Source organism: Rhodocytophaga rosea, assembly GCF_010119975.1.
In the GTDB taxonomy this organism is placed as follows: Bacteria; Bacteroidota; Bacteroidia; order Cytophagales; family 172606-1; genus Rhodocytophaga; species Rhodocytophaga rosea.
In genome coordinates, this window is record NZ_CP048222.1 from 7714511 (window position 1) to 7740035 (window position 25525).

A 25525-nucleotide genomic window follows, 5' to 3' on the forward strand; every position below is an offset into this window, starting at 1 on the left:
TTATATAAGGCAAATCAAGTAAAACGATTGAGAATCAATTGGCAATTCTGCCAAAGCATTCAAGCCTCGGAACTATCTGTGGTTTTCTCATGATCTTTATCCAACCTTCTAAAGAAATTCAAAGTACCGAAGGTGCGTTCTCCTATCCATCTCCATTTGATAGGAACGAACCTGGACTTGCAACAAAATTGTGGACAATAAATTAAGCAACTAACACATATTGATTTAAAAGTTGCTCCATCTGGGCTGGTGTTCTATATCCCAGAGAGGAATGCAGTCTTTTCCTGTTGTACCAGATTTCTATATATTCAAAAACAGTGGTAGCCGCTTGCTGCTGATGGGCAAACTTATAATCATATACACATTCCACTTTCAGGGTCTTAAAGAAGCTTTCTGCGACAGCATTATCCCAACAATTCCCTTTTCGACTCATGCTTGGCTTAATAAGAGGATATGTACCTAATTCTTGCCTAAATTCATCACAGGCATACTGTATACCCCTGTCTGAATGAAATATTAGAGGTTGGATCACGGGCCTGTTTTTTATAGCCATTTTTAATGCTGCTATTGTCGTCTCTTTGGCCTTCATGGTTTTACTCAAGGCGAGAGCCAATAATCTTTCTGTCTGCCAAATCCAGTACCACCGTAAGATATAGCCAACCTGTAATGGTTCTGATATAAGTGGACCCGATGCTGACATCGTCTGCAGGTCCATGTCTGATACCCAGGCCTGACCTGTTGCATTAGCTGTAAAATTTCGATCCAGTAGATTTTCACTCACCGGATAGCTATGCTTTGAATCCGTAGTGACCTTATACCTTTTAATTCTTTTTGCCCTAAGCTCAGCCTGCTTCATTAAGCGGGCAACCCTGGGTCTGGAAACTGAAATGTTATTCGCTTTCAAGGCTTTACTGATTCTTGGGCTACCATAGGTCTGGCCACTCTCCTTATGGATCACTCTGATCTGTTGAAGAATTTCCCGGTTCTCTGTAGCTCGTTTAGATGGCTCACTGTTTATCCATCCATAATATCCACTTTTACTTACTTGAAAGGCTTTGCACATCTTCTCAATGGGTATACAGTGTGATTATCCTTTATGAATTGGAATATCTCCCATCGTTCCTGGAAAAGATGCTGACCGCCTTTTTTGGACCTGCCTACGTTGTGAGCATCGGCTCCATATCCCTTTCCATTTCTGCATCCTTTAATGCCTTCTTTAGACGGGCTATTTCTGCTTCTTCAGGGGTTTGTTTTGGTTTTCCATGGCCAGGAAAACTTCCCTCCCTCTTGTCTAAAAACTCACGGCGCCAGCGATAAATCAATCCAATTTTGATATCCAATTCTTTAGCCAGATCTACTAAATTTTTTCTGCTCTTACTAAGTTCAACAGTCATTAGTTTGAACTCCTTGTCGAATTTTCTTCTTTGTCCCATTTTCATTAAGTTAAGTATTTTCTCTTAACTTAATGTCCACCCAAATGTAGCAAGATCAACCCTTGCTGAGAAGGAGGAGGAGAAGAAATTTCTAACTCTACCCCTAACATGTTCTCATATACCCAATCGGTGAAAGACTGTTTATAAGCCCGATCAGCTAAAATCTTTTGCATCCGGTGTAGATAGCCTTGCAGAGGTTCTACTACTTTCTCAGCCATGACTCCATCAGTGAGATGAGCTGCATGCACCACCACTGACCAGATTAACCCTAAAGTATCCGTGACTAGATGTCGTTTTCTGCCGTTGACTTTCTTGTTGCCATAGGAGCTGACCATTCCATTAGGGTACATACCTTTGCCTTGGCAGATGAAAGGAGCGGTTTTAATAGACTGAGAATTAATAATGATCATACTTGGTGTCTCTTCTTTTCCTATTCTTTTACGTTCCCATCGGTTCATACCCCAGTTGAGTCTTTCCAAAGTGCCATCCTTGTGCCATTTCCTAAAATAGTAGTAAACTTACCGACCACAGCCTTTAGGCCGGAGCGGTTTTGCCATTTGGGAAAACCCTCAGGTAAGTTTCTCCATTGACTACCGATGCGTAAATACCATAAAATGGCATTTACTATTTCACGCAAATCATATTTTCGTTTACGTTGGATAGGCAAAAATTCTTTGATAACTTCCCATTGCGGGTCAGTCAGTCTTTTATACCCTATTGCATAAACTTTTAGTTTTGGTCAACTTTAGTTTACGCCCTGACCCGCTCTTTTGTGACTCCCTATCCATATTTAAACATGCTCTTAATTGTAGAAAAAAAAATTATTTATTTTATTGTAATTATTTTTTTAACAATTATCTATTATTTTAATGGATATTCATTGTTTTAAAAGTCTCGTGAAATTTACCATAATCTGCTTCTGTTTATTTCTGTGTTGCTTTCTTTCCGCCTCTTGTCAAACTCCTGCTTTCAAATTCAACCGCATTAATTCAAAAGATGGCCTTTCCAACAGTTCTATTAGGTGTATCCTACAGGATAAGGAGGGATTTATGTGGTTTGGCACAAAAGATGGACTCAACCGGTATGATGGATTTTCCTTTACCGTATTTCAACATAATCCTTTTGATAACAATACCATAAGTAATAATGTAATACGTTCCATTTGTGAGGATAAGCACGGTGATTTATGGATTGCCACAGAAAATGGATTAAACAGGTTTGATAAAAAAACTCAAACTTTTCGTGTATACACCCACAATCCTGAAAGAAAAACTATCAGCGATAATAATGTACACTATGCGTATGAGGATAGGAATGGTGTACTTTGGATTGGAACTTATAAAGGGTTAAATAAATATAATAAAGCAACTGATAGTTTTACTTTATATCAACATAATTCCTTAGGCCATAATTTTGCTTATAACTCAATAAATACCATCTATCAAGATAAAAAAGGAAATCTATGGGTTGGTACCAATAAGGGGCTGAGTAGATTTGATTCTCTTTCTGGAAGTTTTACTCGGTTTGGAAATCAGATTGATATTAAGGACGATCTGTATTTTAATAATGATATTCATAAAATTTGTGAAGACAAAGAAGGTAATTTATGGTTAGCAACCCTTGGTTCAGGTTTACAAAAATTTAATCCTGTAACTCTATCCTTTATTGATTTTGAATACACCCATACTAGTGATACTATTATAAATAACAAATTTATTCTTTCTCTTCGGTTGGATTCTATTGGTTTCCTATGGATAGGAACTCAAATTGAAGGGCTGATCAGATTAGATATAAGGAGTGGAAAATATACTCATTTTAAACATGACAAAAATAATGTTAATACCATCGCTCATAATTCGGTTACATGCATTTATGAGGACCGCTTCAACGTGTTATGGGTAGGAGCTTATGCCGGGGGAGTAAGTAAATATGATATTAACACTAAACCATTTCTTTTGTATCAACATGATATTGGAAAAAAAAATGTGATAGCAGATAATTTTGTATATGCCCTTTATGAAGATCCTGATTCTAGTATATGGGTAGGAACGCCAAAAGGTTTAGATAAACTTGACAGAGAAACAGGTACTTTTAGTCATATCAATATTACCGGTTCCACAAGTAGTCCTAGTGAAAATACGGTACATGCTATCTTAAAAGATAAAACAGGAAATCTATGGATTGGATTAGGTGGTGGGGGATTAAAAAAACTAGATAGTAATAAACATACATTAAATACTTATACCCATGATGTGAAGAGTATCAATAGCCTGCCGCACAATTTTATTAAATGTATATATGAAGATAAATTGGGGAAGTTATGGATTGGCACCCAGTTTGGGTTAGCCAGGTTTGAGTGTGCTACAGACAAATTTATTTCCTATAAAAGTTATTTTGATTCCAATTCACAAATTGGAATCAATCAAATCACACAAGATAATAGCGGACAACTTTGGCTTGCTACAAATTCTCAAGGACTTGTTAGCCTTGATGTTACTAAAGGAGTTTTTACAAGATATACTCCTGCTAAATCAAAGCCGTTTGTACCAAAACATGCAAATTATATATTTATAGATGAGAAAGGCAATCTATGGGTGAGTTTTAATGAAGGAGGTTTATATAAGTTCAATCCTAGTACCTCATCATTTTCATCTAATGTTCTTCCATCACATTTATATACGCTTGTCATCCATGGAATTGTAGAAGATAGTAAAGGAAATTTATGGCTTTCGAGCAATGGAAATGGCATATTTAAGTATAACCCTGTAACTAAATCAGTAAGTAATTACGGCTTGGATGATGGATTACAAAGTAATGAATTTAATCGTGCTTTCTGGAGGGGGAAAAGTGGAGAGATATATGTGGGAGGTAATAATGGAATGAATATTTTCCATCCGGATAGCATCAAACCTAACTCCCATCCACCTATCGCAACCATCTATAATCTTAAAGTATTTGACCAACAAAAAAGCTTCACTGATAATACGATCACATTACCTTATAATGAAAACTATCTTTCATTTGAATTTGCAGCATTGCATTATGTTCTGCCAGAGAAGAATAATTATGCATATCAACTTGAAAATATAGACAAAGATTGGATAAGAGCTGGTAACAGAAGATTTGTTTCTTATTCAAATGTTGCACCAGGTAAATATACTTTTAAAGTAAAAGTAGCGAATGTAGATGGTATCTGGAGTAATTACCCAGCTTCTGTTAAAGTAATTATTACTCCTCCTATATGGAAGACTACATGGGCATATATACTTTATTCAACTCTTTTTATTACAACCATTTATTTTGCAAGGAGATATATTATTCATCAAGAGAAATTGAAGAATGACTTGAAGTTCAAAAGCTTAGAATCAGAAAAACTTCAGGAGATGGATCAGCTGAAATCCAAATTTTTTACCAATATTTCACATGAGTTCCGTACGCCACTTACGCTCATTATCAGTCCATTAGAATCTGTATTTCTGCAAAATTCAAAATATAAAGAAGAAGCAGAATTATTAAATACGATGCATAGAAATGCTAATAGACTTCTACAACTTATCAATCAATTGCTTGATATTTCAAAAATGGAATCAAGTACCCTGAAGGTAGAAGCCAGTTTGGGTGATATAATTTATTTTATTAAAGCACAGGCTTCTAATTTTACATCTTTAGCAGAGAGCTGTAAACTAAAATATACCTACACAACTAATAAAGATAGTTTCCCATGTTACTTTGACCATGATAAGCTGCAAATAATACTTTCCAATCTCCTATCTAATGCATTTAAATTTACTTCTTCTCCAGGTGAAATTTATTTATCTGTTATAGTAACTCCGGCTACCAGCCATTCAGAAAGTTTTATAGATATAGAATTGAAAGATTCAGGAATTGGAATAGAACCTGATAAAATTAATAAAATTTTTGATCGATTTTATCAGGTAAATAATAGTCAGCCCAATTCTAATGAAGGGAGCGGTATAGGACTTTACTTGACTAAAGAACTAACAGAGTTACTTGGCGGCACGATCAGTGTTGTAAGCCGGTTTGGAGAAGGTTCCTGCTTCAAGGTCAACTTACCCTTACAAGCTAATCTTAAAATAAGTAAAAGAGCTGTTGAACCTGATAGAAACTATTTTGCTCATGAGAAAAGATTAAGTGTGATCCTTAAGGATAAATCAATTTCAATAGAGGAGGATGATTTATTACTGGGAAAGTTAACTGATCAAACCCCAGTACTATTATTCATTGAGGACAATCTAGATCTTCGGGTGTTTGTTCGGAGCATACTGCAAGAAAAATATTATATTATTGAAGCTTCAAATGGGGAAGAAGGATTGCAAAAAGCAACTAAATATATTCCTAATATAATTATTAGCGATTGGATGATGCCTGGTATGGATGGAGAAGAGGTTTGCAGCAGAATAAAAAATAATATTTTAACCTGTCATATTCCTATAATCATGTTGACAGCTAAAGCAACCTTAAAAGATAAGATTCAGGCTATAAAAACAGGCGCAGATATTTATATCACAAAACCTTTTCACAAAGAGGAAATTTTAGTACAGATTGAAAATCTACTGCTACAGCGCATAAAGTTAGAAACATATTTCGCTACTACGTATACTGCACCTGTTACAGATAATTTGCTTCCTATTAGCAATACGACTTCAGTTGAAAATATAGATAAAGAGATTGTCCAAAAAACTTTGAATCCAATAGAGGAGCAATTTTTCCAGAAAATAGTCTCTATAATTGAAATAAATATATCTGATGAGGAATTTAGAGTAGAAACGTTAGAAAAGGAACTGGATATCAGTCATCTGCAATTATATCGCAAGATCAAGGCATTGACTAATCAATCTCCGGGAGAATTTATCCGAAATTACAGGTTGCAAAAAGCAACACAATTGTTATTGACCGGACAATACACAGTATCACAAGTGGCCTATCAAGTTGGCTTTAATAACTTATCCTATTTCACCAAAGCTTTTCGGCAAGTTTACGGAGTTACACCATCACAGTATACAACTCCTGACAATATTTAAACCTCTTCTCAATTGCTTATTATTCGATTGTTGTATTGAAAATGATATGCAAGTATAAATCATTCATACGCTGCACTTAATAGATATGACAATTAACTAACTTTTATATCCACCAAAAATAAATATAATTTTTTGAATATTATATTGTAAAATTTATTGATAGAAAGCCAACAATGATATACTAGTGTTAAAGATTGCAACATCAGTATTAAATCAAATCACTTCAATAAACATAGTTTTGGGAAAAAACTTAACACTCACAACACATCTTTATTAGAAAACCTGCCAACATCTATCCTGCTTATATAGCGATTCAACCGGCAATAATCAATAGTTTAGTTAGGCTTTTATCTTCTTAGTTAAGTGTGTTAGGATTGTATTCTTCTTCTTAAGAAGTTAAGACGTTTCCATATGTCTTAGAGCTTTTGGCTTTTACTATTCAATCATAAATCCAAAACTATGATTTAACATCAACTCACTATGACGCCTCTCTGGTTTTAGAAACCTTTCGAGCATTTGCCTTTAAATCTGATTTATTAGAAAGTGGGCAAAATCAAATTTTGCTGATAGACAGCATTCAACCATCCAAAACTATATTTCTATATTTTATGAAACACCAACTTCAAAATCCGGCTTTGAAATCTTCTCTATACATGAAGATACCTTTGATTGTTTTATTAACCCTTTTAACAATTATTCAAGCCTTTTCGCAATCAGGCTTACATTATACACCTGAGGAAATTACTATATGGAAGCAAAGAGCGAATTCCACTGCTACTCAGAATACCAAAAATTATCGAATAGCCGGTGACGTACAAACTAATTCTCCCGGGGATTGGGAAAGAATAAAGAATAGAGCACGTTTGTTCTTGGCTGACCCTGACTATGAAAGATATAATGGCCCTAATCCATCTTCATCACGCACCTATATTATAGTTGGAGATGGTCCAGAACCTGAATATTCAGCTTATACAAGAAGAGATATAGTAACAGGCACTGCGTATCCTGCTAATACAACACCCCCAACTGGAGTAGTGACAGTCACATTAGAGTCTGGCGAAGTAAAAGGTACTTTAATAAGAGATGCTGCATTCTATTACCTGATAACCGGCGACACTCAATATAGAGATGCTGTTAGGACGGAATTACTTGCACAAGCCGCTGTGTCTAACTTGGATTTAAGTAATACGACTAGGTGGCAATATGATAAGTTAACTGATGATGCTCCCGGATTTACTATAGCAGAATGGTTTACAACCTATTATTTTGCCTATGACTATATCAAACATACCTTATCTAACTCAGATAAAGCTACTCTCGATGAATGGTTTTTAAATGCAGCTGTTTTCTTCAAGAACAATATAAATTATTATATAGACGGCCTTTTTAGCAATCGATCAACTAATGATAATAATGACAATTATACAATCAACCCACAACAACAGTATCGTTTAAGCGATACACAAGGAGGGCCCCGTGTAACCCACTATAACGGCTATATTACTTATTCGTTCCATAGGTATTTTAATAACCGCAGGGCAAGTGCGGTTAGACTTTATGCGATGGTGGGTTTAGGTCAGAATAATACTACTTTAAAAACTGAGGCAAAAAAATTTGTAAAAGACTGGTTAGCCTATGGAGTATTTCCTGATGGCACTCCTGGTGATTTTGAAAGATGGTCTACTACCTTGCCAGATTTAGGTTGGGCCTATGGGATGTGTATAACGTCTATTTGTGCAGATATAGCCGAACATTTTGCAAGACAAGGAGACACTGATCTATTTACCCATATAGAAAATACAGGTGCAGCAGGTGGTAGCAACCCAAATGGTAATACAAGTGGAGGCAATAAAACGATTTTGAAAACAGTTCAACATTTGCTTCAATATCAAGATGGGACTCTAACCAGATATGGAACAGATCAGCCAGCTAATACTACTACAGCATATCGGATTGACGGTGTAAATACAGCTAGTAATTGGAATAGTACTTTTGATACGTGGTTTGCAAAAGTCAATCAGTATTTCAAAGATGATGATATAAAAGCAGCCTATCTAAGAACAAATTCAGGTTTATCAGGCTATCCATCTGTGAATGATAACCCAAGATTAGCCAATATTGGTTCGAATCAACCCTGGTCTGGTGTGTGGCAGGTGTACCCTGGTATATTATTTATGTCTGGACAAATGGAGGACCTAGCAAATCCTTATCTTCAGGTTAATATAACCGCTCCTGCAAATAATGCTATCTTCCCTGCCAACTCAAATATTGTTATCAATGCTACAGCCACTACTCCATTAGGCAGTGTTACTAAAGTAGAGTTTTATCAAGGAACTACTAAACTTGGCGAAGATTCAAATAGCCCCTATACTTATACCTGGAATAATGTAGCAGTAGGTGATTATGTTTTAACGGCAAAAGCAATAAGTAGTCTGCCTAACGTGACCAGGATGTCTAGTTCAATTAACATAAGTGTAGGCAATACAATAACGCGTTATGAAGCTGAAACCAATTATTCAAATGTAACGGAAGGTACCGCAACTACTAGTGGGACTGTACTAGGTGTCAATTGTATTGACCTGAGTGACGGGAAATATTTACGTTTGGCAGATATAGGAGATAAAGCAAGGATCAATTTCTCAATAACACAAGCAGGAACCTATAGAATTATTGCCAGAGTACGTTCTGGAGATGTAAATGGTAATCAAAGATACTGGCCTAGCGGCTATATTTTTACAGTCAACGGAACGGCTGCTACTTTTACAGGTGACGCCACTACTATTTCTTCTACTGCTTCTTCTTGTCTAGGTACTTCCTGGTGGGGAAACATGCAAACAGCAAACATAACTTTATCAACAGGATCACATTATATTTCTATTGAAGCAAATAAAACGCAAGGAGGCATAGATTATATTGAAATTGAAAAAATAAGTACAGGAAATCGCTTATCAAGCTCTATTGATGAAGAAATAGCGCAAACTATTTCAATCTACCCAAATCCTTTTTCTGATACATTTACCTTAAATATGGGAAAGAGCCTAAATGGAGTAATAGATGTAATGATAGTAGATGTTGTAGGGAAAATACATTACCAGGCTAGTAAATTCATATCAACTGGTAAAAGTGAAAAGACTCTAATGCTTTCTGGTAAATATTTAAAACAAGGAGTATATTTTGTAAAAGTAACTTATGAAAAAGACAAGCAACAGGTTATAAGAGTAATTAAGCAGTAAAGTTAATCTGTAATTATAGGGTGCGACGCTTATTAGTAGCGTGCTATAATTCAGCATAGTGCGAAATTAGGACAGTGTAATTTAATAGTGGAAAAACGTAGAGTAATACACTGTCCTAATCTTATAATTGACAAGTGAAAAATGAGAAATCAGCTGTAAACGGTGAGTTCTATTAACTTCACCTTTAAATTTACTTCTCATATGTCTGATTTATTGGGAGGAGATCAAATAAAAGCCTCCCCATCAGGAAGGCATTTATGTAATGCTAATATTAAATTCTTATCACTCTATAATAACCCTTTCGATACAAAATAACCCTTTCGTGTAAGTAATCATTAAAAATAAAAAGCCTCTCCAACGGATGAAGCCTTTTAAAGATGGTTTTATTATAATAACAATGTTATTTACTTTATTAACGCAAAGTGAACCTCAAGAGTGGACTTCCCCCATTGAAAAGGACATTTAAAAAAGAGTAAATTACTTTAACCAAATGTCAACAATGGATCAAAGAAAACAGTATTCCAAAGAATTTAAAGAAGAAGCTGTCAGGCTTGCTGCAGAAAGTAAAAACAAAAGCGGATTAGCCAGGGATCTAGGCGTCAACCTTAGTATGCTCCGTCGATGGGAACAGGAATTTAACCAATCAGGAGAAAAAGCTTTTCCCGGCAAAGGCAATCCCAAAGATGAAGAAATGGCAGCCTTGAAAAAAGAAAATTTGCGCTTGAAGGAGGAGCTTGAGATACTAAAAAAGGCAGTGGGTATCTAGACCTCAACCAGAGCTTGATCTGGGGTCCGGGTCAGCGCCCTCGCTAAGGTACCAGTTTATCAAAGACTATCGGGGGCAGTTCTCAGTAGAGGCTATGTGTCGGGTATTGCAGATATCTACCAGTGGATATTACCACTGGTGTCGGAATAAAATTATTGATAATAAAGACAAAAACGAGCAGTTAGTCGAGCAAATAAAGAAAGTATATAAGCAGAGCAACCAAACTTACGGGAGTCCTCGAATTTATACAGAGTTGAAGGCAAAAGGCTATAGGTGCAGCTTAAATCGGGTTGCCCGATTAATGCAGGCAAATAATATCAAAGCGAAAGGGAAGAAAAAATATATTACCACCACTGATTCTAACCATGATTTGCCGGTAGCTAACAATGTACTCAATCAGGAATTTACAGCAGGAGCACCCAATGAAAAGTGGACAACTGATATGGACCTGCAACGAGTGCAACATCGGCTCCACTTATATCTGGACTAAACAGGGTTGGCTATACTTAGCAGTGGTATTAGATTTATTCTCCAGGCGAATTGTGGGCTGGTCTATGCAACCAACACTAGCCAAAGAGTTAGTGATCGCTGCTTTACAAATGGCTTTGCGTATGCGTCAACCTACCAGTGGTCTACTGCATCACTCAGATCGGGGTAGCCAATATGCAAGTAATGAATATCAACAGTTATTAAAACAAGACGGTTTTCAACCTTCCATGAGCCGAAAAGGTAATGGACCCCAAATCAGGCTTGGTCTGAGGTCCGTTATGATAATGCAGCAATGGAGAGTTTCTTTGCTACCTTGAAAAAGGAGCTGGTATATCATAAGAGTTATCAAACTCACCAAGATGCGAAAAGAGATATTTTCTATTATATTGAGGTGTGGTATAACAGAAAACGCAGACATTCTTCTTTAGCCTATATGAGTCCGGAAGAATACGAACAAGATTGGCAACAACTATCATTAATAGCTTAACTTAATCTCCTTTTTAGCGGGGGAACTCCAGTTTGGGCTTCCCTCATAAAAGTGGAGAATGTAAAGAGAACGGATTTGTTAGCTAGATTTTTTAGTTACCTGGGAGTGTAAAAAGAACTGTGTCAGGTGTTGCTGCTAAGCGTTCTGCAAGTGTGGTTTGAGTCTTTCTTCAAACATAATGTAGAGTTGGGACAAAGTCAAATTCCAGCTGTGCAAAGGCATAGTCCACTTTTCACTAATTCGGCTCACCACCAGGTACACCAGCTTCAACAAGGCATTATCAGAGGTAAAAGCACCCTTTGTCTTGGTTACTTTCCTGACCTGTCGATGAAAGCCTTCCACGATATTGGTGGTGTAAATCACTTTTCGGATGTGCGCGTCATATTGAAAGAAGGTAGATAAATTTGCCCAGTTGTTGTACCAGGAAGAGATAGGAACAGGATATTTTTTACCCCATTTCTCCTCCAGCCCTATCAGGTTTTCATAGCCTTCTTCTTTGGTGGATGCCTGATAGACTAACTTCAAATCCGCCATAAAAGCTTTTTTATCTTTTTCACTGATATAGCGTAAACTATTGCGGATTTGATGCACCACACAAGTCTGCACCTGTGTATAAGGAAAGATACTGGCAATGGCTTCCGGAAAACCTTTCAAGCCATCCACACAGGCAATGAGCATATCCTGCACGCCTCTGCTTTTTATATCAGTCAGCACGGAGAGCCAAAACTTTGCTCCTTCACTCTCAGATACATACATACCTATCAAATCCTTTTGCCCCTGCAGGTTGACAGCTAAGATATTGTATACGGCTCTTGTTACTACACTGCCACCTTCTCTGACCTTATAGTGCATACAATCCAGATACACAAAAGCATAGATTGACTCTAATGGACGAGTGCGCCACTCGTTCATGACAGGAATTACTTTATCTGTAATAGCCGATAAAGTAGCTGCCGAGATATCCATTTGATATAACTCTTTGATATGCCTGGTAATATCACGGGTACTTACTCCTAAGCCATACAAGCCAATGACTTTTTCCTCAAGTTCTTCAGTGATGATTACCTGTCGTTTGGGAAGGATGACCGGTTCAAAACTGCTGTTACGATCCCTTCCTGTTTCCAGGTTAAATTCTCCAGACAGGCTTTTTACTTTTTTAGCGGTTTTACCATTTTTACGATTGGCAACTCCTGAGGCTTTTTCTTCCTGCAGGTGGGACTGCAGTTCGCCTTCTAAAGCTGCTTCCAAAAAATGCTTCAGTAAGGGAGCGAAAATACCTTTTTCGCCATTCAGAGGTTTGCCGGCATACATGCCTTCGATGGCTTGCTTTTTAAAAGCTTCAAAATCAAATTCTTTGTTTGAGTCCATAAAATAACTGTTAGTCAAAGGTAAAAATCATATTATTTTTTACCTTTGACTAACAGTTAAATTTACAATCTCAGTTACCTAAAAGGAGTAAGTTAAATTAACCTCTCCTTTCTTGATACTTCTAATGTGCCTGATTTATTGAGGAGAGATCAAAAGCTTCAAAATATAGTTATTTGATGTCTAGACTCAACAGAGTCTAGCAATATTATTCTACTCGCTTTATGAAGTAAGCATATTGAAAATAGCTTTCTCTTCGGCTGGAAACTGCTCAGCCCATAGACTGGAATATTTTTTTCCATACAGCTTTAACTGTTGATGTGTTCCTTCCTCTGTTACTTTGCCAGACTCCAATACAATAATCTTATCAGCATGCATGATGCTGCTCAAGCGGTGCGAAATAATAATAACGGTTTTGTGGGCAGCCCTTAATTTCTCAATGGTTTTCTGAACATACTTTTCTGAAAGGGTATCTAAGGATGAAGTGGCTTCATCCATAATCAGTATTTCCGGCTCCCGGTATAAGGCTCTGGCAATGGCTATTCTTTGTCTCTGGCCTCCTGATAAGTTAGCTCCATTCTCTCCCAATTGAGAAAGAAATCCATTAGGTAGTTTTTCTACAAATTGGGTAATACCCAGATCATGGCAAATTCTTAAAATCCGTTTCATATCCGGCTGAAAAACACCTACTGCAATATTTTCGATAACCGTGCCTGAGAACAAATCAACCTTTTGGGGAACCACACTTACTATTTTTCTTAAACTCTGGTGGCTGATGTGTTTAATAGAATGGTTGGCAATACTAATGTTTCCTCCGGTAAGCGGATACATGTTCTGCAGCAAGGACATCAGCGTTGATTTTCCTGAACCACTTTCTCCCACAATCGCAGTCACTTTTCCTGCTGGAATGCTAAGGGTGAGATTTTCAAAAATAGCAGCCCTGGAACCATAGCGGAAGCAAACATCACTAAACTGAATATCGCCACTCATCTCCGGGGTCATCTCTATTTTATTTTCCCTTTCCTCTCTTTCCAGGTCCATGATCTCAAACAGCCGGTCAGCGGCTATGAGGGCTTCCTGAATGGTTTTATTCATGCCTATTAATGAAGTCGCTGGTCCGGTCAGATAGCCAAGCAAGGCATAAAAAGATAATAATTCACCGGCTGTTAATAGGTTTTCCAGGACAAAGAAAGCACCTGCCCAGAGCAGAATAATGGTAAACAGCCTGGAAATGAATTCAGAAGCCTGGGAAGCAAACAAGCTGTTCAGATTAGAGCCATATACATTTCTTAGCAAAGCAATAAACTTGGTTTCTGTTTTCAGGTTGGCATAGGATTCTACACCAAATCTTTTGATGGTACCTGCCGCATTTATTGACTCTACTAACTGTGATTCGAGTTCTGCGGTATGCTCCATCACTTTGCGTTGCTGCTTGCGGTTAATAGCATTAACTATAAAATACACCAGGGTATAGAGCGGCAGCACACACAGGGTAATTAAGGCCAGCTTCCAGTAATAGGAAAACATCAGCGCAAAGGAAAAAACCACAATACACACATTCACGATCAGATTCAGGGCTACATCATTGATAAAGAAACGGATTTTTACCGCATCATTCACCCGTGAAATAATTTCTCCGGTGCGCCTGGTATCAAAAAAATGTTGAGGCAATGTCAGCAGGTGTTTATAATAGCCAAGAATCAACCCTGCGTCAATCTGCTGACCGGTTTTTAAAGCGAAAATTCCCTTAAATGATCCGATGAAAACCTGTATCAGTAACAAAACAATCATGAGTACCCCCATCAGGTTCATCAGATTATAGTTGCCACTAGGGAGCACATGGTCTACAATCTTCTGTACATACAAAGACGTAGAAAGCCCCAGTACCGTATAGATCAGCGCTCCGACCAATGCCTGTATAAGTATACTTTTATGGGGACGTATCAGAGAATAAAAGCGGGAGAAGATAGTTTTTTTCTCATTGCCTTTTTTAAAATCAGAACCCGGCATTAAAATGACCAGCACCCCTGACCATTGTTTCTTAAACTCCTCATGCAGCAGATTATGTTTTTTTCCATCGGCCGGGTCCATGACAATTATATATTGTTTGGTAACCCCATAGATCACCACAAAATGGTGTAAGCCCCCTTGCATCACTACATGTGCGATGGCAGGAGTAGGAATTTTGAACAGGCTCTCAAAAGTACCTTTTACCCCTTTTGCCGTAAATCCCAGCCCGGTAGCTGCCTGAACAAGCCCTAATACATTGGTTCCTTTGGTATCGGTTGAAGTGTATTGCCGGACTCTGGCAATGGGGAGCCGGAGTTTATAATGTGCCGCAATAGAGGTAAGACAAGCAGCACCACAATCGGTAATGTCATGCTGCTTTATTTTTACTATGTTTTTCATTGGATAATCTGATGGGAAGGAGAGAAATTTAGGATTGGGAAGCAACGAGTGGATTGATCCAGTCATTGGCCTGATCAAAAATAAGCTGGTATAAGCTTCTTTCGGTAAGAATATATCTGGCCCGTACCGTCATGCCTTTTTTTAATTTTCCCTGATAGCCATTTTTCAACTGGAGGAAATCTTTATCCAGTTTACATTTTATTTTAAACACCGGCTGATCGTTAATCATTTCTATATCGGAGGCTACCTGCATTACTTTTCCCGACACCAATCCCCATTCATTATAATTAAAGGCATCTACCTGAAAATAGACCTTCATATCTTGTTTGATAAAACCTATATCTTTGGGAGGAATGTAGCATTCTACTAGTATATCAGAATCTGGTGAAACGATTCCAAGCACCTGGTTACTGTGAATAGTACTTCCAGGGGAAATACCATAAAATTGCTGCAAAGTGCCTGCAACAGGTGATTTAATGGTACAAAGTTCTTTTTCTTTCAGGAGTTGTTTTTCTTCTGCTTGTAGTTCTGAAAGCAGTCGGGTATTAGCAGTTAGGTCCGATTGCCACCCGCTCAGCTGTCCCTGAATGGCCGACAGATAATAAGCAAGCGCATTCTCATATTCAAACACTTTGTTTTCGTATTCCCGCTGGGCGATCACTTTCTCGTTATATAGTTTTTTATCAATAAGTAATTCCTTTGCTTTTCTGTTTTTAGTCTGACTGCTCTCCGAAAGGCGGTAGAGGAACTGGTTATATTGCTGGCGGTACAGGGCAGAAGAAATCCCTTTTACCTGAAAGATGGAGGCGGTATCTATCCTTACTAGTTTTTGCAAATCCTGGATATAGGTCTGTTTTTCGAGTTGTAGTTCCCCATTGAGTTTGAGTTTGCTATCCAGGGTTTCTGATCCAACCATTAACAAAGGCTGTCCTTGAGCAATGTTCTGATTATCTTTTACAAATACCTCTTGTACCTTACCGGATAATAAAGATTTTACCTCATTTTTCTCAGCCGTTGGCCGGATAATTCCCGGACTTTGCATAGACACATCTACTGTAATAAAAGGCAGGGCAACAATAATACAAAGGATGGAAAGTAAAATAGAGGAATAAATGATCTGGCTTCTGGTAGAAATTTCGGCGATATAGGTTTCAGCACTATTCTCAATAATCTGAGGAGGATAAATTTGATTCTGCATATTCAAGAAAGCAACTCAACTGTTTTTGAAATTTCTGTTATCTAAAAGAGTTATGAGAGGATAGGTAGCTACAGACAACAATCGCTCTTTATAAATATCTTTTAAATTGACATATGTTTGGAAAAATTAGGATGCGTATGGTTTGTTAAACTAAGAAGGAGGTAGAAAATCTGCCTCCTTGATGTATAAATTTGTATTTTTTGTTTAAAAAAAAGTAAGGAGCGTTTTCTCTCCTTACTTCATGTATCAATAAACAAATGGCTACGCTAAAGGTGGCATTTGGCAGTTTAAAAATTAGTTTAATGCAATGTATCCCCACAAGCAAGCATCAAATGCAGCTAATGCGATGATTAATGGGATCAATCCACCTTCGATTTCTTGCAATTCATTAGAATTTAATTCTACTAAGCCAATTTGATTTAAATTTTCCATTGTGTGTAAAAAAATTAAGATTGAAAAGTATTGAATAAACCATTCAAAATACCTTTCGTGCGCACGTTACTGATATTGTTGAATTTTGCTTTTTATGGAGGCAATGCTGGAAAGTAAACCCCTGTTGGTAAATATTTTTTTCTGAAAATAAAAAGCTATGATTATGTTTTAGAACATATGTCTAGGTTAAAAATCATTCCCCTATTAGTTAACTCTGAAAATTGATAATTTTCTACTGCTATATTCCCAATAATTAAGGGGTCTGACAAGTTTTCAGGATTAGGATAAACTTTAGACAACAAGGTTTAATAATTATTGCAGGAAAAATACTTTATAGCTTTGCTCTCTTGCTTGCTTAGCTCTTTAGCTGTAGAAAGAATGTAATGGTGTATCTCCTTTACCTGTTGCTCACTTAAACGGTCAGAGAAAGCAGGCATAAAACAGGTCTTTGCCTTTCCATCCAAACATAGATGACTGGGGTGAAAGGCCTGCTCAAGCATAGAGACATCTCCCTGGCGTACGCCTTCCATATGCAAGTTCAAAACTTTCCGGACGTTTTCCAGCTCTGTGCTTGGCACATTGGTTTACAATACGGGCACTTCTTACTCGGGTGATTGGGACTGTGTGTTGCATGATTGATAAGTGGTTAACGTAGAAAAAATTAAGTTTGACTCATTCTATATGTTAATTACCCAGCCGGTTTCGTTCCTCCTCTGAGGCTGTTTTCCGCTGATTGGAGACTTTAATATTTTTATTGCCGAAATTGCGTGAATACGTCAGGCGAATTACCCTTGGTTCTCCTACAATGCCTATTCGCTGGTATAAATCAAGCGATGGCAGGTTATTGACAGCTTCAAAGCGCATATTCCAGAACAGATCACTTATGGTAAAGCTCAGGTTGCCTTTATCCCCTTTTAACTTCTTTTGTAAGCCAATATTTACAAATCCTTGCGGCCTGATCTGTAAAACCCCCATATACGACCGGCTTTTATAGAACCCTGTTAGCTCCATGGAAAAATTCTTTGGCAAAGAGAACGTATGGGTTGTATTTAGTTGGGCTGCATATCCTGATATGCGCAGGTTTTCTCCCTGATAGTTTGTCTGGTTTAGCTGGTAGTTGCCCATCAGGTTATTTTGCATTTGCCACCAGGAAGTAAGCACTACAGGAATACTTAAATTGACCGAATAGGTATGAATACTTTTAATATTGTCTGGGTAGATATAGTGCCTGTTCCTTCCGGCATCCACCCGCATCAACCATGTAATGGGATTCTTATCAGAACTATACTGGAGGGTAAGGAAATATTTCTTCTGAATCTGATATACCACCTGCAAGGCATCGGTAATAGCCGGCAATAATGAGGTATTGCCATAAAAGGATGTATACGGATCTAAAAATGTAAACACTGGTGCCAGGTCTTTGTAAGTAGGCCTGGTAATGCGGCGGCTGTAGGAAAGTTGCAGGGTATGTTTTGTTGAGAGGTCTCTGGACAGAGATACACTTGGAAAAAGATAGTGATAGCGGCGTTTGAGCAGTTTCTCTCCGGTAGAAGCAGTTAAACCAGTATTGGTAAATTCCCAGCGCAGGCCTGCCTGCAGCCTGGTTTTGACATTGAGCTGCTGCTCCAGACCTGCATACGCAGCTCCGATTTGCTCCTGCATCTGTACTTTCTGGGTGAACTCAGGCTCGGTAATCCACTCTTCTCCGGAAAGTTTTTGCACTGCTACATCATTGTCCAGGCTGGAGAGGGTAGCTTTCATGCCGGTTTTCAGGGCTGTTTTACCTATCTTGAATTCGTAATCGGCTTTCCCTACCCCGATATGGATGGGCGTAAATTTGGTGCCGTTCATGAATTCCAATTGTTGGGTGTTTAGCTGCCAGTTCTGAAAATCATTCTCATACCAATGCGGATTGTTATGATGAAAAAGCAGGTAATCCAGGTCAAGGTTGAGTTTGCTCTGGTTTTGAAAAGCATGTTGCAGATTCAGGTTACCCATCAGGTGTCGCCACTGGTTGATCTCATGGTCTTTTCCGGCAATAGTGGTATGCAAATCAGCAGCCTCTACTGTCCGAGTTTGATTCAGGGCAAACTGTTCCTGCCTGTTATTAAAGCCTGCTACCATTCCATTTAAACTTGTTTGCCCTCCCAGGCTGTATTCAAATCCCATACGGCCATTATAGATCATATGGTGGGTATTGCGGTTAGTTACGTTGCTGCTTTCTACCATCTGGTTCTGCTCTGTAAAACGCCGGTTCGTATAAAGAGAGAACCAGTAATGATCCCATAAAAAGGAGCCATCGGCAAAGAAATTGAGTTTTGCAGTCCGGTGGTTCATATTGAGACTAGCTGCCGGCCTTTCATACCAGCCATAGCCTAAAGTAGCTGAATAAGAGCCATTAGTACCCAGGTCTGTATTTTTCTTCATTACGATATTGATGAGGCCGGCATTTCCTTCAGCATCCATTCCGGCAGGAGGCGTAGTAATGAGTTCTATTTTTTCAATATTTGAAGCGTTCATCCCGGCAAGCATTTGGAGCAAAGCATCCTGGGGCAGGCGCGAAAGTTTGCCATTCACCATGATCATCACACCCGCTTTGCCCAGCAGCGAGAGTTTGTTTTGTTGCCGGTTCACCGACACTCCTGGAGAGCGTTCCAGTACATCTAAGGCGGTAGCCCCTGCCGAAGTTATGCTGCTTTGTACATTTACCACCATGCGGTCGAGCTGCTGTTCAAACATGGGCTTTTCACCAACAATGGTCACTTCTGATAGTTGTTTTGTCTCAGCGGAGGTTTGTAATAAAGGCACCTGTATGGTTTGAGTAGAAGCAGCCACAAAAAAAGGAGCAGAATACACTTTTTGGTAACCCAGCATGGAAACAGCCATCCGGTAAGAACCTGCCTGTACGCCTTCTATACTATACTCACCGGCTTCGGTAGTAATAGCTCCTTTTACCAGCAGGGAATCGTTTGCAGAAAGCAATAAGACGGTAGCAAAGGGCAAGGGTTTGCCATTATCTTCCTGCACGATGCCGCCTACCTGTGATTGCGCCAAACAGGGTAATGAACCGGATAGCAGCAATAGGCACAGGTAATGCCTACTGAAATAGTCTGGAAAGGGTAACAGGTTTTTCATAGGGGTAGCTATTGATATACAGCTACCAAGGTATGATGAAAGCTTACTTTTTTGGGAGAACAAAAAGGGCTAAAAATAGCAGAATCCGGGCATGCGCAGTTTGTGCTAACTTTTGCTCGAATAATGCTATGAGCAAACTATGTTTGAACCTGAGAATGCTGGCACTAGTAAGTATCTGAGCATATCATTCCTCTTCCCCGAGTTTTGCTATCTACTTCTACAATACCTGAAATTCCCATTATATTCTTTTTGGTACTCTCAATAGATTTGAACCCTGTGGTAATGAGTTAGAAAAGTGGCATCAGGTAATGAGCACTTATTTGCACTTTAAATAAACCAATATCCGAAAAAACCCTTTTAATATGTTTCCAATCATTTTACAAGCCTTCTCTCCTAGCCACTGTTTTCAAGGCATTGGCTGTAGGCCGGGTGGGCGTGGTTTGTTTGATAAAAATAAGACCATCATACCATCGGCTGACCTCTACTTCTTGAATACACGCTGCAGGAGAAGAATTAAACCAGCCAGTTAAGTATACTTTGTGGGGAGAATGAAGCCATCTGAATACCTCCGTACTGGCTACCGGCGCTCGCAAGTCCAGAATCAGATTATCAATATTTGTTTGGGACAAAGACCAGGGAAGTGATACAGTACATACTCATTGATGGGCTGGCAGGCAGCATAACTGGCTTCCAGGGCAATGGCTGTAAATCCCATTTCAAGGGCCAGAAACTCCAGCAGGCGGTGTTTAAGCTGAAACATTTCCCTGGTGCCATGGGTGCTTTCGCCCAGCCCTACGACCTGCACCTCTTGTAAGATTGTTTTCAAGGGCTGTAGATCGGCAAAACCCTTTCCGGCTGTCAGGTGTTTCACCGGAAATGAATTTGATTTAAGCCAGGCGACAATTTCTTTCTCATGCTTCACATGGGCACTCTGTCCCAGACACACCGATAACAGGAAAAAACTGCTAAAAATGACATAAAAAATATACTTACTTATTGTTTTCATGGTATATAGTTTATGTTCGATTTGAGGCATTCCCTTTTCAAAGTATATACTGTAGTAAGGAGCCGGCAGTAAATTAATAAACAGAGGTATTTTAGAAATTAGCTCGTATTACTACATTGACAGCCAACCTTTCATTTGCACATCTACACATTTTTAAAATTAGCACTTATACTCAAGATCCCACTTTTATCGGGTGAGATTCCCGCAGAAAATCAGAAGGTGTTTTGCCAAAGTGCTCTTTAAAACAGCGGGTGAAATAATTAAGGCTGTTGAAACCTGTCATCAGGGCTACTTCACTCACATTGCCTTGCCCACGCTGCAAGAGGTTTGCCGCTTTCTGCAAACGGATTAACCGGATATAATCAGCAGGAGCCTGACCGGTGAGGGCACCTAACTTGCGGCGCAACTGCGAACTGCTCATACCTATTTCCCGGCTGAAGATTTCCACATCAAACCCGGTATTGGCCAGGTTGGCTTCCACAATTGATAGGGCTTTTTGCAGGAATTTGTCTTCGGCAGAAGCCAGGTTTTCATCTTTAGGTTGTAAGAAGAACTGCCGACTGTAATGCTGCTTCAACTGTTGCCTTTGCGTAATCAGGTTTTGTATCCGTACCTGCAGTTCTTTTACTTCAAATGGTTTAAAGAGGTAATCATCGGCCTTATTGGTTAAACCAGTCAGTTTAGAAATCATATCGGCTTTGGCCGTAAGCAAAACTACAGGAATATGAGAAGTGCGCTCATCGGTTTTGAGTTTTTCACACAAGCTGAATCCATCCATTGCCGGCATCATCACATCTGATAAAATCAGGTCAGGAATGGTTTCTATGGCCTTTTCTAAGCCGCTTTGCCCGTCAGTGGCTTCCAGGATCGTAAACTCCGCTGATAAGCTCTCCCTGATAAAAGTCCGCAGGTCTGCATTGTCCTCTACCAGTAAGACTTGGGGTTGCTGTTTGCCCTGTGTTTGTAGCTGGCTGGATAGAGATGGATCTATTGTATTCTCTGACACTTGAATCAATTCTTCAGGGCTTGTAAGTGCCTGTGGGGTCTCAGTGAGTTCTAAAGGCAGGCTGATCCTAAATAGTGAGCCTTGCCCTGGCTGGCTTTCTACCTGAATGGTGCCTGCCAGTAATTCGGTTAGTTCTTTGGCGAGTGCCAGTCCAATACCTGTACCTTCATGTTCCCTGGTGGCCGATGGGTCCCCCTGGTAAAAACGGTCAAAAATATGGGGCAGGTGCTGCTCAGCAATGCCTATCCCTGTGTCCTGTACTAATAACCTAAGCTCGCCTTTTCCATTCAGTTCATCCAGGGAAACGCTAAAAATAACTTGTCCGCCTGAAGGAGTGAATTTAATAGCATTGGATAATAGATTACTCACAATTTTCTCTACTTTATCCCTGTCTGTAAGCGCCCAGACCGGTTGCAGGGGTACAGTATAGCGGTAAGTAATCGCTTTGCTTTGGGCAAGGGATTCAAAAGAAGCAGCCACAGCCCGCAGCTGGGCGGTAATGTTTTCAGCCTGCAGGTGTAGCGTAAGTTTTCCTGCTTCCAGCCGGGAAAGATCTAAAAGTTGATTGATGAGTTGCAGCAAACGGGAGGCATTGCGTCCGATCATGCCAAAATCAGCTTTTTGTTCTACACTTATGTTTTCCCTATGGCTCCACTTCTGCACAAGGCCATTAATAACAGCGAGCGGCGTGCGGAATTCATGGGAAATATTGGCAAAAAAGCGGGATTTTAATGAATCCAGTTCCCGGAGTTTCTCGGCTTCTACCCGTTGCACCCGCAAATTAGCTTGTAGCCTTTCCCGGTTGACAATCGCTTTACGGGCAAGCACCAGAGCGGATATAAAAAGCAGTGTATAGCTCATATATGCCCATATGGTACGCCACCAGGGTGGATGAATAATAATGCGAAGGCTTCTTCCTTGCTCATTCCAAATGCCATCGTTATTCGATCCTTTTACCCGGAAGGTATAGGTGCCAGGATCTATATCAGTATAGACAGCCATCCGGTTACTGCCTGCTTTTACCCAGGTTTTATCAACGCCTTCTAACTGATAGAGGTACTGGTTTTTGCGGCTATTGGTGTAATTGAGGGCAGCAAACTCAAGTGTGAAGAAGTTTTGGTCATAGTTGAGTTGTATCTGTTTGGCTTCGTGTTTGCCAGGAAGCACTTTATCGAATAATTTAAACTGGGTGATTACTACCGGTGGGACATACTTGTTTGATTGAAGCTGCCGGGGATGGAAAATATTCAGCCCATTCATGCCGCCAACATACAAAGTGCCATCTTTGCCTTTAAAACAAGCACCTGTAGACTGGCCATTTTGCAAGCCATCGCCAGCCTCATAATTGGTAAAGGTTTTGGTTTCCGGTGAGAAACGGGAAAGACCAGTGTTGGTGCCCAGCCACAAATTGCCTGCGTCATCCTCCAGAATCGAATGCACGGTATTGTTAGAAAGGCCATGCCTGGTTGTATAGGTAGTAAAGCGCCCGGTATCATACTGAAACTGGCAAAGCCCTCCGCCGGCTGTTCCCAGCCAGAGCCTTCCTTTTGCATCCTGATAGATGCTAAACACCCTGTTGGCACTGATGCTGGTGGTATCCAGGGGGTTGTGTGAATATCTGGTAAACTTGCCTGTTTGCTTATTCAGCCGGCTGGTGCCCACACTGCCATGGCCAATCCACAGATCGCCTTTGTTATCCTCCAAAAAGCAATAAGTCTGATGATCGGTAAGGCTTTCCGGATCATAAGGATCGTGCCTGTAATAGTTTACCGTGCCTGTTTCCGGATTAAAACTCCGTATACCCCCCGACATGGTACCTACCCAGATCAGGCCATGCTGATCCTTATATAAGAGTACAGCACCCAGCTTCTGTAAGCTATTATCCAGTTCTATACTGCCTGAAGAATTGATAAACCTGCTGGTAGCCCGGTCAAATCTGGATATTTTATCTCCATTGCCAATCCATAAAGTGCCTTCGCTATCTTCAATTATACTCTTCACCCTGTCACTAGCCAGACTGGCAGGGTCTGATGGATTATGACGGTAACGGGTAAACAGGCCTGTTTTTTTATCATACGCATTTACACCTCCGCCCTGCGTGCAAATCCAGAGGATGCCTGTGTGATCTTCAACAATAGCCTCTATAAAATTATGGCTCAGCGAACGGCTGTTATAAGGGTGCTGCTGCTGCAGTTCAAAAGGCTGCTGATACAGGTTTACTTTATTTATCTCCGCTCCAAAAGTACCCACCCACAAATTTCCTGCCCTATCAACTTTTACGCTGGTAATAAAATCACTGTCTAAACTATGTGGATTGGCCGGATCATGAAAATAACGGGTAAAGCCTGTCCGTTCCGGATTCAGTTTGTTAAGCCCGTTACCTGTCCCGATCCACAAATTTCCCTGTAAATCCTCTGTGATGCTGTTATGAAAAATACCATTGCTGCTCAGTGAATTGGGATCATTGGGCTGATGCAGGTAGCGCGTAAAAAGCCCGGTGGCCGGGTCATAACGGTTCAAGCCCTTATCAGTACCAATCCAGAGCATGCCTTTTCGGTCTTCGTAAATTGTTCTGACCACACTATCACTTAAGGTAGCTGGATTCCCGGCATCGGGATAATAATGGATGAAGCTGACTGAAGAGGCTTTGCCGTCCCCTTGTGGTGTAAGCCTGAGTTGGTGTAAACCAGTCCTGTTACCAATCCAGGTATCCCCTTTCCGGTCCCTGTAAATGGCATATATCCCATCTATCGTCAGATGACTACCGGGCTTGGTCCGGTAACCCATGTCGAAAGGCGTTTGTGAAAAAGTTCCGGTGTGTTTATCAAAACGGCGTAATTCTCCCAGCCAGTTTCCTGCCCATAGCATACCCTCTTTATCTTCGCCAATCGCAGACACTGCCCGTAAAGCCGGCACCTGTAATCCTTTGGGCTGAGGCGGTTTAAAAGTAGTAAATTTCTCTGTGGAGCGGTCAAACTTACAGATGCCTCCTTCAATGGTTCCCATCCAGAAGTCTCCTTCCGGATCTTCCCATAAGGCAGAAATGGTATGATGGGCCACAGAGGTAGTGTCGTGGGGCGTAAACTCATAATTAGTAAACCCGTAGCCATCGTATTTGTGGAGTCCGTCATTGGTGGCAAACCACATATAGCCCCTTGTGTCCTGTAAAATATTCCAGGTAGCAAGACTGAAAAAACCTTGCTGAACACCTATATGCTCAAATTTCAAGGAAGCCTGAGCCTGCAGCATCAGCCAGCTGCCTTGCAAAAGCACAAAGAGTAAGGTGCTGCGTTTATACCTATAAGGCCAACATCTGTTCAGGAATGTATCTGCAGAGCCCATCAACCATCTGAAGGAAAACAGCCAAGAGATATATAGAATACAGGAGATTCGTATTGCCCGTTCCACAGACACCCGAGCCATTCGCATGACAGGCAGTGAAGGCTTCATTCGGTTCATAGCTCAGGTTTGATGGACAGCAATAAAATTAAGAACAATCCAAACCAATGTAAATACCTAAGTTT

The 25525-nt window shown here is 39.8% G+C and carries 13 protein-coding genes and 3 pseudogenes; 4 read left to right on the plus strand and 12 right to left on the minus strand.

Annotated features, from left to right (window positions below; all coding sequences use genetic code 11):
- Positions 1-202: 202 nt before the first annotated feature.
- The 3 genes and pseudogenes from GXP67_RS31700 to GXP67_RS31710 all read right to left on the minus strand — a co-directional run bounded on the left by GXP67_RS31700 (position 203) and on the right by GXP67_RS31710 (position 2100).
- Positions 203-1439: pseudogene (locus GXP67_RS31700) on the minus strand (IS3 family transposase).
- A 23-nt stretch (positions 1440-1462) separates the two neighbouring features.
- On the minus strand, positions 1463-1891 hold the full coding sequence (locus tag GXP67_RS31705) for a transposase (protein WP_162446828.1): 429 nt from the start codon (positions 1889-1891) through the stop codon (positions 1463-1465).
- Entirely contained in the window at positions 1888-2100 is a 213-nt protein-coding gene (locus GXP67_RS31710) for a transposase (RefSeq protein WP_162446829.1), read from the minus strand. Before GXP67_RS31710 ends, GXP67_RS31705 begins: the two co-directional genes overlap by 4 nt.
- A gap of 202 nt (positions 2101-2302) precedes the next feature.
- Between GXP67_RS31710 and GXP67_RS38430 the strand changes: the two are divergent.
- The 4 genes and pseudogenes from GXP67_RS38430 to GXP67_RS31725 form a co-directional block, all read left to right on the plus strand.
- Positions 2303-2470: pseudogene (locus GXP67_RS38430) on the plus strand (hypothetical protein); the annotation flags it as partial.
- Positions 2471-2482: 12 nt separating this feature from the next.
- Positions 2483-6475, plus strand: a complete 3993-nt coding sequence (locus GXP67_RS31715) for a hybrid sensor histidine kinase/response regulator transcription factor (RefSeq protein WP_232064723.1) — start codon at positions 2483-2485, stop codon at positions 6473-6475.
- Between the two features lie 608 nt (positions 6476-7083).
- On the plus strand, positions 7084-9708 hold the full coding sequence (locus tag GXP67_RS31720; RefSeq protein ID WP_162446831.1) for an Ig-like domain-containing protein: 2625 nt from the start codon (positions 7084-7086) through the stop codon (positions 9706-9708).
- Positions 9709-10207: 499 nt separating this feature from the next.
- Positions 10208-11450, plus strand: a pseudogene (locus tag GXP67_RS31725) (IS3 family transposase).
- A gap of 135 nt (positions 11451-11585) precedes the next feature.
- On the opposite strand, the gene GXP67_RS31730 reads toward GXP67_RS31725, so the two are convergent.
- From GXP67_RS31730 to GXP67_RS31770, 9 genes are all read right to left on the minus strand, one after another.
- On the minus strand, positions 11586-12818 hold the full coding sequence (locus tag GXP67_RS31730) for an IS256 family transposase (protein ID WP_162446832.1): 1233 nt from the start codon (positions 12816-12818) through the stop codon (positions 11586-11588).
- Positions 12819-13037: 219 nt separating this feature from the next.
- Positions 13038-15224 (minus strand): peptidase domain-containing ABC transporter, encoded by a 2187-nt coding sequence (locus GXP67_RS31735; RefSeq protein ID WP_162441351.1) that lies wholly within the window; start codon positions 15222-15224, stop codon positions 13038-13040.
- A gap of 28 nt (positions 15225-15252) precedes the next feature.
- Complete coding sequence (locus GXP67_RS31740) at positions 15253-16422, minus strand: HlyD family secretion protein (protein WP_162446833.1); 1170 nt, start codon at positions 16420-16422, stop codon at positions 15253-15255.
- A 294-nt stretch (positions 16423-16716) separates the two neighbouring features.
- Positions 16717-16854 (minus strand): class IIb bacteriocin, lactobin A/cerein 7B family, encoded by a 138-nt coding sequence (locus GXP67_RS31745; RefSeq protein ID WP_162441349.1) that lies wholly within the window; start codon positions 16852-16854, stop codon positions 16717-16719.
- A 305-nt stretch (positions 16855-17159) separates the two neighbouring features.
- Complete coding sequence (locus tag GXP67_RS31750; protein ID WP_162446834.1) at positions 17160-17432, minus strand: hypothetical protein; 273 nt, start codon at positions 17430-17432, stop codon at positions 17160-17162.
- 106 nt (positions 17433-17538) lie between these two features.
- On the minus strand, positions 17539-19989 hold the full coding sequence (locus GXP67_RS31755) for a TonB-dependent receptor (RefSeq protein WP_162446835.1): 2451 nt from the start codon (positions 19987-19989) through the stop codon (positions 17539-17541).
- A 377-nt stretch (positions 19990-20366) separates the two neighbouring features.
- Positions 20367-20618: an erythromycin esterase family protein gene (locus tag GXP67_RS31760; protein ID WP_162446836.1), complete on the minus strand. Its 252-nt coding sequence runs from the start codon at positions 20616-20618 to the stop codon at positions 20367-20369.
- Positions 20591-20995: a TraB/GumN family protein gene (locus GXP67_RS31765; protein WP_162446837.1), complete on the minus strand. Its 405-nt coding sequence runs from the start codon at positions 20993-20995 to the stop codon at positions 20591-20593. Before GXP67_RS31765 ends, GXP67_RS31760 begins: the two co-directional genes overlap by 28 nt.
- Positions 20996-21167: 172 nt before the next feature.
- Positions 21168-25460, minus strand: a complete 4293-nt coding sequence (locus GXP67_RS31770) for a hybrid sensor histidine kinase/response regulator transcription factor (protein WP_162446838.1) — start codon at positions 25458-25460, stop codon at positions 21168-21170.
- Positions 25461-25525 lie beyond the last annotated feature (65 nt).

Bases quoted from the DNA above. Each gene is read 5' to 3' on its own strand.
- GXP67_RS31705 (WP_162446828.1), bottom strand. From the start codon at position 1,891: ATGAACCGATGGGAACGTAAAAGAATAGGAAAAGAAGAGACACCAAGT.
- GXP67_RS31740 (WP_162446833.1), bottom strand. From the start codon at position 16,422: ATGCAGAATCAAATTTATCCTCCTCAGATTATTGAGAATAGTGCTGAA.
- GXP67_RS31715 (WP_232064723.1), top strand. From the start codon at position 2,483: ATGTGGTTTGGCACAAAAGATGGACTCAACCGGTATGATGGATTTTCC.
- GXP67_RS31730 (WP_162446832.1), bottom strand. From the start codon at position 12,818: ATGGACTCAAACAAAGAATTTGATTTTGAAGCTTTTAAAAAGCAAGCC.
- GXP67_RS31770 (WP_162446838.1), bottom strand. From the start codon at position 25,460: ATGAACCGAATGAAGCCTTCACTGCCTGTCATGCGAATGGCTCGGGTG.
- GXP67_RS31755 (WP_162446835.1), bottom strand. From the start codon at position 19,989: ATGAAAAACCTGTTACCCTTTCCAGACTATTTCAGTAGGCATTACCTG.
- GXP67_RS31720 (WP_162446831.1), top strand. From the start codon at position 7,084: ATGAAACACCAACTTCAAAATCCGGCTTTGAAATCTTCTCTATACATG.
- GXP67_RS31735 (WP_162441351.1), bottom strand. From the start codon at position 15,224: ATGAAAAACATAGTAAAAATAAAGCAGCATGACATTACCGATTGTGGT.
- GXP67_RS31765 (WP_162446837.1), bottom strand. From the start codon at position 20,995: ATGAAAACAATAAGTAAGTATATTTTTTATGTCATTTTTAGCAGTTTT.
- GXP67_RS31745 (WP_162441349.1), bottom strand. From the start codon at position 16,854: ATGGAAAATTTAAATCAAATTGGCTTAGTAGAATTAAATTCTAATGAA.